Here is a 14,883-nt window from a genome sequence, read left to right as displayed (position 1 = left end):
GCGATGAAGACACCCGCCCTTCGCCTGCTCGCCTGCGCTGCCCTGTTGGCCGCCGCCGCAGCGCATGCGGCCCCGCCCGACACGCGCCTGGCCTGGCGCCGAGACGGGCAGTTGCATGGGGTGCAGCGGGATGCGTCTTCACCTGCCGATGCCAGCGCCTGGCGCACGCCGCTGGGCAGCAGCTGGAAGCTCTTCATGCACGCCTACCTGCACGCCAACGCCGTGCAGGAGCCGGCCTACCGTTGCGTGGCGGGCCAGCGCCAGCCGGAGGAGGAATACTGCTGCGAGCCCGGCGAAAGCATTGGCCGGGACGAAGCGCTGGCGAGGTCCTGCGGCCCCTACTTCGACCCGAAGCGCTTGGGTGTGAGCGAGCAAGACTGGCAGCACTACTGGAAGGCGCAGGACGCACCCGCCTGGCTGCTCAGGCTGTCGCAGCTTCAGCCGGCTACCGAGTTGCGCGTCGATGACTTGCTGCAAGCGGTCGCGCGCATTCCCGATGCCGAGAAGACCGCAGCTCGCCAGGCCTTGATGCCGCTGGCTGTGCGCGACCCGTCGGTGGCCGCCGCCGTCGGCCTGGGCCCGCGCTACAAGACCTGGTCGTGGCGCATCAATGGCGAACGCGCGGGCGGCGCCGCAGGCTGGCTGCTCGATGGCTCGCCGTTCTGGTTCGGCGCGCCGGGCACCAGCAAGACGGCGTTGCAGGCGAATGCCCGCTGGATCGGCGAGCAGCTGCCGGCGACCCCGCCGGATGCCGCCGCCGTCGCCGCGCAGGACTGCGTCGAGGTGAGCTTCTTCCAGCGCTATCCGATCCGCTCGGTGACGCGCGCTGGCGGCGGCGATTCGCCCGACGGCCCGCTCAGCGGGCGCCATCGCATCGCCTTCGAAAACGGCTCGCAGTTGCTGGTCGACGCCGTGCCCGCACTGCTGCTGCGGCGCGACGTGGACGGCCCCCACATCAGCGCCCGCCTGCCGCTCGAAGACTACGTCGCCCGCGTCGTCGACCGCGAAGGCAAGGCCCGCGAGACGCAGGCCGCACGCGCGCTCGCCGTGGCCTCGCGCAGCTATGTGATGCAGAACGGCATCCCCGTCGAAGGCTGCCGCGCCATCGCCGACGACAGCCGCCTGCAGCGCGTGAGCCCCAACCCTCCAAGCGCCGCCGCCCGCGCCGCCGCCGCCTTCACCGATGGCCTGGTGCTGGCCGGCGCCAACGTGCGCTACCACGCCGACACGGCGGCCGACGGCGTCATGTCTTGGCAGGAGGCCGTGGCGCAGGGCCGCGCCGGCATGCGCTTCGACGCCATCCTCGCCAAGGCCTACCCCGCAGCCACGCTGGCCGGCCGGCAAGCCAACGGGGATTGCGACGAGATGCCGCAAGCCGCGCTCTGGCTCGCGCAGCGCCAGCAGCGCTGGCGCGACACGCTGCGCTCACAGCCCGGCTACGAACCGGTGGGCGCCGCGCTGCGCGTGTGCCGGCTCGACAGCGGCACGCCGCATTCCGACCAGCGCCGACTCGTCATCCGCGTGCGCGAGTGGGCAAGCCGCGAAGGCCGCGTCACGCTCATCCACGAATACCTCCACCTCGCCTTCCGCCACCACCCGGTGGGCCGCGACGAGGCCGCCATCGAACGGCTCGCCCAGCGACTCGCAGACTCATGACAGCCCACCGCCTTTTCATCCATCGCTCCTTCATCGACCGCCTCGGCAGGCTGGTCCGGCTCGGTGCTCTCGCGCTCGCCGCCGTGGCGCCTCTGGCCCACGCGCAAGTCAGCCTCGACGACCCGCGCTCCGGCTGGCGCTCCGCCTCGCCGCAGCAGCAGGATTTTCTGCAAGAGGTCCACTACCCTGCGGCCAGCGTCAACGTGAACGCCAAGTCCGCCAGCGCGCTGATCCGCGGGCGCATCGCCAAGATGAGAAAGGCAGACAGCGCCGGCGGTGCCCGCCAACCTGCGCGGCTGGTGGTGGACGGCATCGCCATGCCGCTGCTGGTGGACGAGGACGGCAACTTCGCGCGGCCGTGGTCCTTCGGCACCGGCAGCCACGGCATCGAGGTGCGCTCGCCCGACGGCCAGGTGAAGCGGCGGCAGTTCTACGAGGCGCAACCCGATCGTGTGCGCACACGCCTGCGTGTCGTGCTGAGCTGGGACAGCGACAGCACCGACCTCGACCTGCACGTCGTCTCGCCCGACGGCCAACACGTGTTCTACGGCGCGCGCGTGGCCGCCAACGGCGGTGCGCTGGACGTGGACGTGACGACCGGCTTCGGCCCGGAAATCTTCGCGACGCCCGCACCCTTGCGCGGCGCGTACCACGTGTTCGTCAACTACTACGGCGCCGGCGAGCAGCGCGGCGTGATCACGACGGCCCAGGTCGCCATCATCCAGGACGAAGGCACGCCGCAGGAAAAGCAGCAGGTCTTCCGCGTGCCGCTGCGCAAGCCCGGTGAACTCACCCTGGTTCGTGCATTCCAGATGCCATGAAGACGCCCGTCGCCGCTTCATTCGCGTCTTTCGTCGTCTGCGTCGCCGCGTCGGGTTCCGAGCGCCGCGAGCCTCAACAAGAAAAAGAGTGAGCAATGAAATCGACTATTTTTGGCAAGTTTGCTGGGCTGCTGCTGGTGGCGATCCTGCTATTGCTGGGGCTGGACCAGATCACCCGTCTGGTCCACGAGCGCCAAGGGAGACATCAAAGCGCGGTGGATAGCGTGGCCAGCAGCCTGGCTGGCAGCCAAACGCTGCTTGGGCCGCTGCTGCACATGCGCTGCACCGAAGAATGGAGCACGACCGAGGAAAAGCGCCTAGTGCGCCAGCGCCGCGACTTCACCGTGGACCTGACCCCGAGCAGCCTCGCGATCAGCGGCACCAGCCAGGTGGAAGCACGTGCACGCGGCTTGCACGCGACCCAGGTCTACACCTACAAATCACATATCACCGCGCAATGGCCGCAATTGAAAGCTTTGGCCATGGGAAACCAAAACACCGGCTCCAAGGTGCAATGCGACCCCGCCGTGCTGATGCTGGCGGTATCCGATGCGCGTGGCATCCGCCAGGCCCAGATGAAGATCAATGGCGCAGTGCAAGTGGTGCAGGCCGGCACGCAGCACGCTGCCTACCCGCGCGGCATCCACGCCATCCTGCCCAGCAACATGCAAGCCAACGCACCCATGGTGGCGGAGGTGGAACTGGAGTTGCTCGGCACCGAAAGCCTGAACTTCGTACCCTTGGGCAGTGCGACGCAGGTCAATCTGTCGTCCAACTGGCCGCATCCCAGCTTCACCGGCCAGTTCTTGCCCTCCGAGCGCAAGATCAGCGAAGAAGGCTTTGAGGCGAACTGGCGCATTTCCGCCTTGGGCAGCAACGCGGAACAGTCCGTGCTCAGCCAGAGTGCGCTGTGCAACGGCACCAGCATGGGTGGCTCCAGCAATGACGGCCCCAGCGCTGCGGCCACGGCATCCGCCGGGGTGGCTGGCAGCACCAACTGCGTGGAAACGCTGGGCCTGGGTTTCATCGACCCGATCAACACCTATTCGCTGTCCGACCGGGCAACCAAATACGGCCTGTTGTTCATCACACTGACCTTTGTGACGGTGGGCCTGTTTGAATTCATGCGGGGCTTGCGCGTGCACCCGGTTCAGTATTTATTGGTGGGCGCTGCCATCAGCATCTTCTTTCTGCTGCTGGTGAGCCTCTCAGAACACCTGGCCTTCCCTCTGGCCTACGCGATTGCCGCCAGCGCCTGCGTGCTGCTGCTCAGTTACTACGCCAGCTACATGCTGCACAGCTGGAAGCGCGGCCTGCCCTTCGGCGTGGGCATCGCCGCGTTGTACGGCCTGCTGTACATGCTGCTGCAGCTGGAGCAGACGGCCCTGGTCGTCGGTGCGCTGGCCTTGTTCGCCGTGCTGGCCGCCGTGATGATGCTGACGCGCAAGGTGGACTGGTATGGCCGGCTGCAGGCCGCTCCCGCCGCGCCTGCCACGCCAATCGCGCAGCCTGAAACGCTGTGAACACGTTCCGCTTCCGCCCCCTCTGGCTGATCGCCGCCCTGGCGCTGTTGGCCGTCGAAGTAGCCATTGCCCGCTATGCGCCGCCGGGCGTTCTACGCGGCTTCGGCGGCGACGTGCTGGTCGTCGTGCTGGTCTACGCGCTGCTGCAGACCTGTGTGGCGCAGCCGGCCGCGCGGCTGGCGCTGTGGTCGCTGCTGTTTGCGTGTGCGATCGAATGCCTGCAAGGCCTGGGCATGGTTGACACACTGGGCCTGCGCGGGCAGACCGCACTGCACCGCATTTTGCGCATCGCGCTGGGCGCTACTTTTGACGTGTGGGACTTGGTGGCTTACGGCTGCGGTTGGCTGCTGTGCCGTGCGCTTGCCCTCCTGCTCGACCTACGTAACTCGGGCTCTCGGCGCATCACGTAAATCGGCCTGCCCACGCCATGCGCTGGGTGCGGCCTGTGATGCAACAGGCGGGGGGACACCCGGTGCTGACGGCTTTTCGGTGAGGGCGATCAAGCTGTGACGCAAGAAAGGCCGGCTTGGGGCGGTTCGCTCGGAAGCTTGCGAGCTGGCAGTTCGTCGCTCCAGCAATCAATCGCGGCCAAAGAAAAAGCCCCACACGCTTTCGCATGTGAGGCTTCTTGATCTTCGGCATCCAGTTCATGCGGTAGGGCATCCGGGCGGCTTGCGATCTCATGATCATCAGAGCAAGCAACCCCACAGGCATAAGCCAGATAGACGGCGGATTAGGGACCGCGCTGACGTATAGGTTCGTGGTGGGACTGGCTGATGCAGTGAAATAGAAATAGTCGCCGCTGACCACAGGCACGTTGATTGTCAAGGTGCCGGAGCCCTTGAACTCGCCAATCTGAGGTGGTGCGAGCAGCTGAATGTTGGCTTGCTGCTCGTCGCTGCGGTTGCCGCCGCTGCGGGGGTCGTAGCGCGTCTCGGCGCGCAGCGCGACGTATGCATAGGCAAAGCTATCCCACGTTCGAGCGTCGGCCGTCGGGTGCAAAGCGGCAGCCCACGAGTAGTCAACGGAGAGCTGAACGCTACCGCTGCCGATGACGGAGAACTCGCCCTCTCGCAGAGCCCAAATGCTGCCCGAGGTATTGCCGCCGCTGTCGGTGTCGATGCTGTAGGCGTGCATCTCGGACGCGCCCATGCTTGCGGTCGCCGACGCCCGGGAATCGCCCACCGATTTCTCGAGTTGCGATGTCCAATCGCCGACGGTCACTGATGAATTGGGGTTGTAGGCGGTCAGCTGTGAAGTGCGGTTGAACCACGTCAAAGACGGTGCTACGCCCCCATCGTCCGCAATCGGCAGTACCTTAAGCGAAGCCCAATCCACTCGGACGTCTGAAGTGATCGACGGCGCCGCCTGTACCGGGGCCCATCCTGTCATCAATGCGGTGGTCAGTGCGATCCCAGCGAAGTTCATGCTCATTGGCTTCTCCAGCGTCAGTGCGTAGTGCGCGCGGCAAAGCCAGATCTTGCTGCGCTGCGTGGTTAAGAGCAACGGCCGAAGCCAGCCAATCTAGGTGTCCCGAATTCTTGGACTGATCGGTGGCCACCGCTGACGCGGAAATGACGGCAATCTATTTCAACGCCCGCAGCCTGACCGACGCGGAGTGGAAGACGGTTGCGACCGCCTGAACGGGTTGACTTTCGCGGGTCCTGGCCGACGCTCACGCAATGCGTTTTCTCCTCGCCGGCTTCGCTGGCGCCATCAAGGCGCTGGATTCGCACTCGCTCGACGCCTCGATCGGTTCCGACTCGGTCAACCAGCGCCCGCGTGTCGGCGAGCTGACTCCGTGGCGGCAGCCGACGACGGTGGCGACCGTGCCGGCCGGCCGCAAGACGATCTACCGAATGGGCCGCGACACGCTGTCCGATTCGAGCTACTGGCTCAGCTGGACGACCATCGTGCACGCGATACGCGGCTTCCTGGCCAACGACTCGACGGAGCGGACTTACTTCACCGGATCCGGCGCGCCGAATGTGACTGACAACATCATCGGCCTGGCCGGTGCGCCATACCCGACCGCCGCGCGCGAGCTGGGAGTGCCGGCGCTGGAGGGCGTCTCGACGATCACGGAGACGACGCCAGGCACGGGAACCGACCGACTGACCTTCTACACCGACGTGTTCATCACGGAAAAGGGCGAGGAGAGCAAGCCTCGGATCATCAGCTCGATCACGTCCAAGCCTGGCACCGTCATCGAAATCGCCTCGCTGTCGGCGGCGCTGGCCGGCAACTACGGCATCAGGACGCGCAGGTTCTACCGGAGCGAGGCCGGCACGAGCGGGCAGGGCGAGTTCTTCTTCCTGATGGACATGCCGGCGGCTAACACCACGGCCACCGATGCAGGCCTGGACGTCGGCGCGGCAATCATGGCCACGACGGGCTGGGATGCCGCCAAGCGATCTGAAGTGCCTCACGCCGCTCTGGGACGTGTTCATCGACGTCAACCACACGCCGGGCGATGGTGCCGCGGCGAAGGTGCTGCGCCTGGCCGTGGAGGGCGCGAAGCTGCGAGCCCTGTTGGGAGTGGACGCCGGTCGGCGTCGAGGCGGTGAAGGGGCGTGGATTCGCCTACTTGAGCGTCGAGTTCCACGAGAACTGGCTCGACAACCAGAAGGGCGATGCACATGGATGTGTGCTGCTCGGTGCCGGTCTGACGACAAGGCCGTTCATCAAGAACCTGGATCCAGTGCAACTGAGCCCGACGCGGACGAGATGTATCGTCTCGTCGTGCATCCCGAACTGATCAAGCCCCTAGAGTTTCGGGTCGCGTCATTGCCGCTGATGAGCAGCCGTTGGCTGCGCTGACGTTGGCAAGAAAAAGCCCCACACGCTTTCGCATGTGAGGCTTCTTGAGTGGCTCCCCGACCTGGGCTCGAACCAGGGACCTACGGATTAACAGTCCGGCGCTCTACCAACTGAGCTATCGAGGAACAGAGCCCGCTATTGTAGACAAGTTTTCGGGAGGCTCACAAGCGCACTTCAAGGCTCGCGCGCAAAGTGCGGGGCGCCATCGGGTAGAGGTAGCTGTGCTCGAACTGCCAGGGCGACTCGCGCCAGGCGCGGTGGTTGGCGAGGTTGTCGATGGCCGCGCGCCATATCCAGGTCTGGTTGCCTTGCTGCTGCGTGTAGCGCAGGCCGGCGTCGGCCACCGTCCAGGCGGGCACGGCGATGCTGTTGTCCGGCGTAGCGAAGCGTCGGCCCTCGTAGCGCAGGCCGAGCTGGGCTTGCAGGCCGGGCAGCAGGTCCTGACGCGCGTGCAGTTTGATCGTCGTCTCGGGCACGTTGGGCGGGCGTAGGCCATTGAGGCTGGCGTCGGCGCTGTCCTCGCGGCGTGCCTGTAGCCGCATGACGCTGCCGAACAGGCCGCCGCCGCTCCACTTCAGGTCGGCGCTGGCTTCGATGCCGCGATGGCGGGCGTAGCCATCGGCGCGGCGCTCGCAGGTGCCGGCGGTATCGCAGCTGCCGATGTCGCGCCACGCCGGGCGACGGATGTCGAACATGGTCAGCGAGCCTTCGACGCGCTGGGTGCCGGTCTTCAGGCCGATCTCGGTCTGGCGGCTCTTCAGCGCGGGCAGGGCTTCGCCTGGCTTGATGTAGCGGCTGCGATTGGGGACGACCTCGCTCTCGATGCCCTGGCCCCAGCTGGCGTAGACCAGCCAGTCGCTCGCGATGGCGTGGCTCAGCGCGATCCACGGCGTGGTGACGCTCTGCGCGTAGTCGGTCGGCCGCGAGCCATCGGTGCGCACGCTCTCGCGGTGCAGGCGGGTGTGGCGCAGGCCCAGCCAGGCGCTGGTGTCGGCGCTCAGCGCCACGCGGTCGCGCAGGTAGAGCTCGTTGCTGCGTTCGTCGCGGTTGGTGTTCTCGTCGGTCAGGTCAGGTTGAGCGTTAGTCACCGCGCTGCCATCGACATTGCCGGTGCCGGCCCAGTTGTAGGCCTGGCGCTGGAAACGGCTCTTGAACTGAGTCGTCAGGCCGCCGACGGTGACGTCATGGCGCAGGCCGGCGAGTTGCACGGGGCCGCTGGCGGAGACGTCGAGCGCCGTCGTGTCGCGGTGCTCGTTCTCGCTGCGGAAGTCGTAGAGGTCGTAGCTGCCGTCGGGGCAGAAGCGGTCAGCGTAGTAGGTTATGCCGTCAGCGGCGCTGCAGCCGTAGGCGTAGGCCAGACGGTCATCGGTGCGCAGGCGCTGGATGCCGAGGGCTGCCTGCACGCGCCAGTCGCCACTGAGCTTGTGCTGCACGCGCAGCGAGGCGTGGGTGTTGTCGAAGACGACGGGCAGGCTCCAGGGCTGGTTGTTGAGGTTGAGCTTGGGGTCGACGCTGTGGGCGTCGGGCAGGCGGTTGCCCAGCAGGCTGAAGCCCTGCTGGCTGGGCTGGCTCTGGCGGTTGAACTCGATCTCGGCCTCGACGAGGGTGTCGGGGCTAACGCGCCAGTCGGTGGCCAGCGCGGCGGTATGGGAGCGGCCCTTGCCGTTGCGCAGCTGCGGGTCCAGGTGGGCCGCCGCGAGGTTGACGCGCACGCCGAACTCACGGTTGGCGCCGAAGCGCTGCGAGTGGTCGAGGCTGGCTTGCACCGAACCGCCCTGGATGGCTTCCAGCATCAGCGCCGTGCCGTCTTCGGCCAGCGGACGCTTGACGACGAAGTTGACGATGCCGGCCGGCGAGCTGGTGCCGGCCTGCATGCCGGAGCTGCCCTTCAGCACCTCGATGCCCGACTTGTTGACCAGCGACAGCGCCGTCTCGCCACTGATAGGCAGGCCGTCGCGGCGCAGGTTGAAGCGGTTGTCGAGGTCGAAGCCGCGGATCTTGAGCTGCGACCAGTAGCCGACGGCGTTGTAGGCGTCGGAGATGGAGGCGTCGAGCTTGGTGATGCCCGAGAGCTGGCTGATGCCGAGGTCGTCAAGCCGTTCGGCAGACAGGCTGAGCGCCTGCATTGGCAGCTTGGCGGGTGGGTCGGTGAAGCCGGACAGGCTGGGCACGGCCTCGGTGGCCTTGCCGGTCACGCTGACCTGGGGGAGGGTCTGGGCGGCAGCGACGCCCGCAAGCATCAACGTTGCAGCCGTTGCGAGGGTGGAGCGGGAAATACGGTGGTTTGCCATCGGATGGAAAAGCGATGGCAGGTCGGCAAACGAAAACGCGGCGGGCCCCGGGAGACGGGAGTGAAAAAAGGCCCAGCTGGTCAGCTGCTTCCCTGCGCGAGGATTACCTCAATCAGGTTCAAAGGGACTGTCTCAGTCGATGGCTGGCCATCAACACCCCTAGCGAAAACGCATCACCGTTGGTGATGCGTTGGACGGAATTCTATGTGCTGCATTCCCCTAACCCCCCAGGCTTGCGCAATGGCGTCACAGCAAGGCGCACGGGCGCTGACAGTGGCACTGCCACGGCAAGCCGTTGCAACGCCGCTGTGGCGTCATTTCGCAAGCCCCAACCCTCAGTCGAAGACGGGGGAATCGACGCCTAGAACCCTGTGCAGCTTGGGGCTGGTCGTCGTGTACTGCAGGTGAATGCGCTTGTCCGGGAAGACGTAGGGCGCCGCGCCAAACGCGGCCAGCGCCGTCTCGTGGAAGCCGCTCAAGATGAGCTTTTTCTTGCCCGGGTAGGTGTTCACGTCGCCCACGGCAAAGATGCCGGGCACGCTGGTCTCGAACTTCTCGGTGTCGACGACGATCTGCTTGCGTTCCAGCGCCAGGCCCCAGTCGGCGATGGGGCCGAGCTTGGGGCTGAGGCCGAAGAAGGCCAGCACCTGGTCGCAGGGCACGATGCGCGTGATGCCGTCGTTGCCGGTGATCTTCAGGCCGGTGAGTTGCCCATCACGTTCGTCGATGCCGGTGGCCTGGCCGACGATGAACTGCATCTCCTGCGCGTCGCAGAGGGCGCGCATCTTGGCGATGCTGGCGGGCGCGGCGCGGAAGTCGTCGCGGCGGTGGATGAGGATGACGCTCTCTGCCTTGTGCGGGTTGCCATCGGCATGGCCGGCGCAGAAGTTCAGCGCCCAGTCCAGCGCCGAGTCGCCGCCACCGATGATGACGAGCTGCTTGCCGGCGAACTGGGCCGGATTCTTGACGCGGTAGTGGACCTGCTCGCCCTCGTAGGGCTCGACGCCCTCCACCTTCAACGTGCGCGGCTGGAAGCTGCCCACGCCGCCGGCGATGAAAACCGTCTTGGTGAGCAGGCGCACGCCCTTGTTCGTCTCGACGGCAAAGCGGCCATCGGCCTGCTTCTCTACGACGGTGACCTCCTGCCCCAGGTGGAAGGTCGCGCCGAACGGCTGGATCTGCTTGAGCAGGTTGTCCGTCAGCTCCTTGCCGGTGCACACGGGCACGGCCGGGATGTCGTAGATCGGCTTGTCGGGATACAGCTCGATGCACTGGCCACCGGGGTAGGCCAGGCTGTCGATGATGTGGGCCTTGATCTCCAGCAGGCCCAGCTCGAAGACCTGGAACAGTCCGACCGGGCCGGCGCCGACGATGACGGCATCCGTCTCGATGGCGTCGGGCCTGATCTCTACTGCCTGCATGGAGAGCGCGTTCAGCGGATCAGCTCGGGCAACTTGCCCGTCTTGTCTTTCCAGTCATCGGCATCGGGCAGCGGGGCCTTGCGCTTGGTGATGCTGGGCCAGCCTTTGGCCAGGTCGGCGTTGATCTTGATCATGTGGATCTGATCGCCCGGCACGTCTTCCTCCGGCAGGATGGCGTTGACCGGGCACTCGGGGATGCAGACGGCGCAGTCGATGCATTCATCCGGGTCGATGGTCAGGAAGTTCGGGCCTTCGCGGAAACAGTCGACCGGGCAGACGTCGACGCAGTCGGTGTATTTGCAGCGGATGCAGGCTTCGGTGACGACGTGGGTCATGAGCGGCTCTGAGTAGTAAGGGGCGCCTGTTCAGGCGAAACGACGATTTTAGAGGCGGGCGTCAGGTGGGGCTGGCCCTGCACCGGCGCGGCGCCCGTGCCCACAGTCACGACCGTGGGGCAGTTGCCGTGCAGGGGGGCGGCATCGGCCAGGGTGGCGATGCTGTGCTCACTGGTGATGGCGTCCGCGCAGCCCGCGCGTGAAACGACGAGAGCGAGCGTGTCGGCGGGCCAGCCGGCGACGATGAGCTTGGCTCCCAGCGTCGCAAGCTGGCGGCCGGCCATGTAGAAAACTTCGGTGTCGGCGCTGAGCGCGGCGCGCAGCTCGCCGGTCTCGGTCATTGCGGTGGTCAGCGACACATTGCGGCCACGGCCACGGCGGGTCAGCGGGCGTTGGGCATGGGCAGCCGCTGCGAACGCGGCGGTGACGCCGGGGATCACTTCGCTGGCGACGCCGGCCTCGGCCAGGGCCACCAGCTCTTCCTCCAGCCGGCCGAAGATGCTCGCGTCGCCGCCCTTGAGGCGAACGACGACGGCGTGCTCCTGGGTGGCCTTCAGCAGCAGGGCGTTGATCTCTGTCTGCTTGGCCGAATGCTCATAGCCACGCTTGCCGACGAGCACCCACTGCGCCTGGGGCGCGAGGTCGCGCAGGGCGGGGTCGGCGAGGGCGTCGGCCAGCACGATGTCGGCCGTGCCGAGCGCACGGGCACCGCGAACCGTGATGAGGTCCGCCGCACCGGGGCCGGCGCTGACGAAGATCACACGGCCAGCGCCCATTACCAGGCCTCTTCGACGGCAGCGGGCTGCACGTCCACCAACAGCGCGCCGCTGGTGCGGTGGCTGGCCGGGTCGACGACGATCAGCGCGCCGCTGATGCGGTTGTCCGCGAACGGCTCGACGGGCAGCGCGTGCTGCACTTCCATCTGCACGCGGCCGATGGTGTTGACCGGCAGCTCGTGCGCGTCCTGCGGCGTCAGCGTGTTGATGTCCAGCACCGAGTCAATGGCCGAGATGCGCGCCTGCACCCAGCGGTTGCCGTGGCGCACCCAGTACTTGCGGCCGGGCTTGGCGGCTTCGGTGTCCAGCCAGGCCAGCGTCGCCGAGAAGTTCTTGGTGGCCGCCGCGCTGCCGGGCGTGACGATCCAGTCGCCACGGCTGACGTCGAGCTGGCGGTCCAGCACCAGGCCGGCCGAGTCGCCCGCTTCCGCGCTGGGCACGGTCTCGCCGGCCAGGCGGACTTCGGACACGACGGCGGTCTGCTTGGACGGCAGCACCTCGATGGTGTCGCCTGCCTTCACGGCGCCGTGGGCGATGCGGCCCCACAGCACGCGCGGCTGCACGCCGGTGCCGTTGGATTGGTAGGCGTCCTTCTGCACATATTGCACGGGCAGGGACAGCGGCGCGTCGGTGCGCTCACTCAGCGTGGGCAGGCGCTCCAGCACCTGCAGCAGCGACTCGCCGTTCCACCAGGGCGCGTCCAGCGGCTGGGTGACGTTGTCGCCACGCAGCGCGCTGACGGGCACGGTGGCCGCGACGTTCAGGCCGGCAGCGGCAGCGAACTTGTCGAGCGCCGTCTTGACCTTGGCGAAGCCAGCACCGGCGTCGTCCAGCGCGTCGATCTTGTTGATGGCGAAGACGATGCTCGGCACGCGCAGCAGCTGGGCCAGCAGCGAGTGGCGGCGGGTCTGCGGCAGCAGCGTGACTTCGGCTTCGTTCAGGTCGAGCTTGGTGATGTCGACCAGCACGACGGCGGCGTCAGAGCCAGCAGCGGCCGTGACCATGTTGCGCGTGTACTGCTCATGGCCGGGGGCGTCGGCAATGATGAACTTGCGCGTCTTGGTCGCGAAGTAGCGGTAGGCCACGTCGATGGTGATGCCTTGCTCGCGCTCGGCTTCCAGGCCGTCTGTCAGCAGCGAGAGGTCGATGGGCCGGCCGGCGGCGCGGCGCTCGAGCGTGTCGAGCTGGTCGGCCAGGATGGCCTGGCCGTCGAACAGCAGACGGCCGATCAGCGTGCTCTTGCCGTCGTCAACGGAACCGGCCGTTAGGAATCTCAGGGCTTTCATCAGAAGTAGCCTTCTTTCTTGCGTTTTTCCATCGAGGCTTCCGATGTGCGGTCGTCCATGCGCGTGGCGCCGCGTTCGCTCACCGTCACCGTCAGCGTCTCGGCCACGACCTCGCTCGCATTCGCGGCGGGGCTCTCGACCGGGCAGGTGCAGGTCATGTCGCCCACGGTGCGAAAGCGCACGAGCGCTGTCTCGACCGTCTCGCCTGCTTCCGGCGGCGTCACGTCGGTCAACGGCACCAGCAGGCCCTTGCGGCGGATCACCTGGCGCTCGTGCGCGAAGTACATCTGCGGCAGCGGAATGTTCTCGCGGGCGATGTAGAGCCACACGTCCAGCTCGGTCCAGTTGCTGATGGGGAAGCAGCGGAAATGCTCGCCCGGGCGGATGCGCGTGTTGAACAGCGTCCACAGCTCGGGGCGCTGCTCCTTGGGCTGCCATTGGCCGAAGCTGTCACGGTGGCTGAAGATGCGCTCCTTGGCGCGCGCCTTCTCCTCGTCGCGGCGGGCGCCGCCGATGAGGCAGTCGAACTTGTGCTCCTCGATGGTCTCCAGCAGCGTCACCGTCTGGTGGCCATTGCGGCTTTCCAGCGGGTGACTCAGGCGGATGGTGCCCTTGGCCATGCTGTCTTCCAGATGGCCGACGATCAGGCGTTCGCCCATCTCTTCGACGCGGCGATCACGGAAGGTGATGACCTCGGGGAAGTTGTGGCCGGTGTCGATGTGCACCATCGGGAAGGGCAGCTGGCCCGAGTAGCCACTCGGATGCGCCGCGTTCTTCATCTTGAAGGCCTTCTCGGCCAGGCGCAGCACGACGCAGCTGTCCTTGCCGCCGGAGAAGAGCAGGGCGGGGCGCTCGAAGCTCGCGGCCACCTCGCGCAGGATGAAGATGGCTTCTTCTTCCAGCGCATCCAAATGAGCGTGGTCGACGTCGGCGATGAGTTGTTCGGGTTTCACAGCAGCATTCATGATTTGGCGTGCAGTCCGCATTCCTTGGTCGAGTCTTCCCACCACCAGCGGCCGGCTCTGAAGTCCTCACCGACGGCGATGGCGCGCGTGCAGGGCGCGCAGCCGATCGAGGGCATGAATTGGTCATGCAGCGGGTTGTAGGGCACGTCGTACTTCTCGACATAGGCCCAGACCTCGGCCCAGGTCCAGTCGGCGATGGGGCTGATCTTGCGGCGGTTGTTGCCGTCGTCTTCATCAAAAGCCACGTCGCCGCGGGCGCCTGATTGCTCACGGCGCAGGCCGGTGATCCAGGCACTGCGGCCCTTCAGCATGCGGCCCAGCGGCTCCATCTTGCGGATGCCGCAGCAGGCCTTGCGCAGCTCGATGCTCTTGTACATCGGCTCCTCACCCTCGCGGGCGACGAACTGGATGACGGCGTCGGCCACGGGCTTGAAGACCTCGACATCGCGGCCATAACGCTCGTGGATGCGCGGCAGCAAGGCCAGTGTCTCGGCGTGCAGCTTGCCGGTGTCCAGCGTCGAGATGGCGATGGGCAGTTGCGTGCGGGCGATCAGGTCGGTGATGACCATGTCTTCCACGCCCAGGCTGCTGCTCTGCACGAGGCCGTCGCCATGCTCGATGTTGGCCTCACGCAGGCGCTGCAGCGCGGCGTCGATCTTGGCGTCGAGCGCCGGTGTCCACTTCGCGTAGAGGCCGATGGCGTTGCCTGCAGCGGGTCAGCGGGCGCGGCGGCCCAGGGCAGGCTTGAAACGCCGTCGCTCACGCTGCGCTCCTGAGGAACCACGGGCGCGTCTCGTCCACGTCGCCTTGGTAGAAGCCCACCGGCGCGAAAAGATCCAGTGCCTTCTGGGCCGCAGCCTGCGACTGGTCGCCGCGCATGACGACCTCGTCGAAGCCGGTGCGGGCCAGCAACTGCATCATGTCGACCAGCACTTCGCCGCGCGCACGGATGGCGCCTTTGAACTGGTGGCGGATGCGCAGCAGGTGGG

14 protein-coding genes, 1 tRNA gene and 1 riboswitch are annotated in these 14,883 nt (G+C 66.9%); of the genes, 5 read left to right on the top strand and 10 right to left on the bottom strand.

The features are described from left to right. Positions 1–3 precede the first annotated feature (3 nt). The 4 genes from ABIS05_RS12385 to ABIS05_RS12370 all read left to right on the top strand — a co-directional run bounded on the left by ABIS05_RS12385 (position 4) and on the right by ABIS05_RS12370 (position 4,410). A complete protein-coding gene (locus ABIS05_RS12385; RefSeq protein WP_348014268.1) occupies positions 4–1,656 on the top strand; it encodes a DUF2300 domain-containing protein in 1,653 nt (550 codons plus the stop codon). After that, the gene (locus tag ABIS05_RS12380; RefSeq protein WP_348014267.1) at positions 1,653–2,477 is read left to right on the top strand and encodes a DUF2135 domain-containing protein; all 825 of its coding nucleotides are present in this window, start codon (positions 1,653–1,655) and stop codon (positions 2,475–2,477) included. Before ABIS05_RS12385 ends, ABIS05_RS12380 begins: the two co-directional genes overlap by 4 nt. Before the next feature lie 95 nt (positions 2,478–2,572). After that, complete coding sequence (gene creD, locus ABIS05_RS12375) at positions 2,573–4,000, top strand: cell envelope integrity protein CreD (RefSeq protein ID WP_348014266.1); 1,428 nt, start codon at positions 2,573–2,575, stop codon at positions 3,998–4,000. Further along, positions 3,997–4,410 carry a DUF2809 domain-containing protein gene (locus ABIS05_RS12370; protein ID WP_348014265.1) on the top strand — a complete coding sequence of 138 codons (414 nt, stop codon included), beginning with the start codon at positions 3,997–3,999 and terminating at the stop codon, positions 4,408–4,410. The genes creD and ABIS05_RS12370 overlap by 4 nt, the downstream gene beginning before the upstream one ends. Here the strand turns inward: ABIS05_RS12370 and ABIS05_RS12365 are convergent. Next, positions 4,403–5,434 (bottom strand): hypothetical protein, encoded by a 1,032-nt coding sequence (locus tag ABIS05_RS12365; RefSeq protein ID WP_348014264.1) that lies wholly within the window; start codon positions 5,432–5,434, stop codon positions 4,403–4,405. The two genes, ABIS05_RS12370 and ABIS05_RS12365, sit on opposite strands and share 8 nt — an antisense overlap. Before the next feature lie 248 nt (positions 5,435–5,682). On the opposite strand from ABIS05_RS12365, the gene ABIS05_RS12360 reads away from it, so the two are divergent. Continuing rightward, the gene (locus ABIS05_RS12360; RefSeq protein ID WP_348014263.1) at positions 5,683–6,567 is read left to right on the top strand and encodes a hypothetical protein; all 885 of its coding nucleotides are present in this window, start codon (positions 5,683–5,685) and stop codon (positions 6,565–6,567) included. Between the two features lie 302 nt (positions 6,568–6,869). On the opposite strand, the gene ABIS05_RS12355 is transcribed toward ABIS05_RS12360, so the two are convergent. From ABIS05_RS12355 to ABIS05_RS12315, 9 genes are all read right to left on the bottom strand, one after another. After that, a tRNA-Asn gene (locus tag ABIS05_RS12355) sits at positions 6,870–6,945 on the bottom strand. Positions 6,946–6,981: 36 nt separating this feature from the next. Further along, the gene (locus tag ABIS05_RS12350; protein WP_348014262.1) at positions 6,982–9,060 is read right to left on the bottom strand and encodes a TonB-dependent siderophore receptor; all 2,079 of its coding nucleotides are present in this window, start codon (positions 9,058–9,060) and stop codon (positions 6,982–6,984) included. A 123-nt stretch (positions 9,061–9,183) separates the two neighbouring features. Continuing rightward, a riboswitch (TPP riboswitch) is annotated at positions 9,184–9,282 on the bottom strand. Between the two features lie 164 nt (positions 9,283–9,446). After that, positions 9,447–10,532, bottom strand: coding sequence for an NAD(P)/FAD-dependent oxidoreductase (locus ABIS05_RS12345; RefSeq protein WP_348014261.1), 1,086 nt, complete (start codon positions 10,530–10,532; stop codon positions 9,447–9,449). 11 nt (positions 10,533–10,543) lie between these two features. Then, entirely contained in the window at positions 10,544–10,867 is a 324-nt protein-coding gene (gene fdxA, locus ABIS05_RS12340) for a ferredoxin FdxA (RefSeq protein ID WP_348014260.1), read from the bottom strand. Continuing rightward, positions 10,864–11,643 carry a uroporphyrinogen-III C-methyltransferase gene (gene cobA / locus ABIS05_RS12335; RefSeq protein WP_348014259.1) on the bottom strand — a complete coding sequence of 260 codons (780 nt, stop codon included), beginning with the start codon at positions 11,641–11,643 and terminating at the stop codon, positions 10,864–10,866. Before cobA ends, fdxA begins: the two co-directional genes overlap by 4 nt. Then, positions 11,643–12,929 (bottom strand): GTP-binding protein, encoded by a 1,287-nt coding sequence (locus ABIS05_RS12330; protein ID WP_348014258.1) that lies wholly within the window; start codon positions 12,927–12,929, stop codon positions 11,643–11,645. The genes cobA and ABIS05_RS12330 overlap by 1 nt, the downstream gene beginning before the upstream one ends. Further along, on the bottom strand, positions 12,929–13,894 hold the full coding sequence (gene cysD, locus ABIS05_RS12325) for a sulfate adenylyltransferase subunit CysD (protein WP_348014257.1): 966 nt from the start codon (positions 13,892–13,894) through the stop codon (positions 12,929–12,931). Before cysD ends, ABIS05_RS12330 begins: the two co-directional genes overlap by 1 nt. Beyond that, a complete protein-coding gene (locus ABIS05_RS12320) occupies positions 13,891–14,493 on the bottom strand; it encodes a phosphoadenylyl-sulfate reductase (RefSeq protein WP_407074911.1) in 603 nt (200 codons plus the stop codon). The genes cysD and ABIS05_RS12320 overlap by 4 nt, the downstream gene beginning before the upstream one ends. Positions 14,494–14,653: 160 nt before the next feature. Then, positions 14,654–14,883, bottom strand: a 230-nt coding sequence (locus ABIS05_RS12315; protein ID WP_348014256.1) for a DUF934 domain-containing protein, incomplete at its 5' end; no start/stop codon positions are given.

The sequence above is a fragment of the Roseateles sp. genome (genome assembly GCF_039929605.1).
In the GTDB taxonomy this organism is placed as follows: domain Bacteria; phylum Pseudomonadota; class Gammaproteobacteria; order Burkholderiales; family Burkholderiaceae_C; genus Pelomonas.
This window is presented reverse-complemented; position numbering and strand designations above follow the sequence as displayed.

Bases quoted from the DNA above. Each gene is read 5' to 3' on its own strand.
- ABIS05_RS12385 (WP_348014268.1), top strand. From the start codon at position 4: ATGAAGACACCCGCCCTTCGCCTGCTCGCCTGCGCTGCCCTGTTGGCC.
- ABIS05_RS12380 (WP_348014267.1), top strand. From the start codon at position 1,653: ATGACAGCCCACCGCCTTTTCATCCATCGCTCCTTCATCGACCGCCTC.
- creD (WP_348014266.1), top strand. From the start codon at position 2,573: ATGAAATCGACTATTTTTGGCAAGTTTGCTGGGCTGCTGCTGGTGGCG.
- ABIS05_RS12365 (WP_348014264.1), bottom strand. From the start codon at position 5,434: ATGAGCATGAACTTCGCTGGGATCGCACTGACCACCGCATTGATGACA.
- ABIS05_RS12360 (WP_348014263.1), top strand. From the start codon at position 5,683: ATGCGTTTTCTCCTCGCCGGCTTCGCTGGCGCCATCAAGGCGCTGGAT.
- ABIS05_RS12350 (WP_348014262.1), bottom strand. From the start codon at position 9,060: ATGCTTGCGGGCGTCGCTGCCGCCCAGACCCTCCCCCAGGTCAGCGTG.
- ABIS05_RS12345 (WP_348014261.1), bottom strand. From the start codon at position 10,532: ATGCAGGCAGTAGAGATCAGGCCCGACGCCATCGAGACGGATGCCGTC.
- fdxA (WP_348014260.1), bottom strand. From the start codon at position 10,867: ATGACCCACGTCGTCACCGAAGCCTGCATCCGCTGCAAATACACCGAC.
- cobA (WP_348014259.1), bottom strand. From the start codon at position 11,643: ATGGGCGCTGGCCGTGTGATCTTCGTCAGCGCCGGCCCCGGTGCGGCG.
- ABIS05_RS12330 (WP_348014258.1), bottom strand. From the start codon at position 12,929: ATGAAAGCCCTGAGATTCCTAACGGCCGGTTCCGTTGACGACGGCAAG.
- cysD (WP_348014257.1), bottom strand. From the start codon at position 13,894: ATGAATGCTGCTGTGAAACCCGAACAACTCATCGCCGACGTCGACCAC.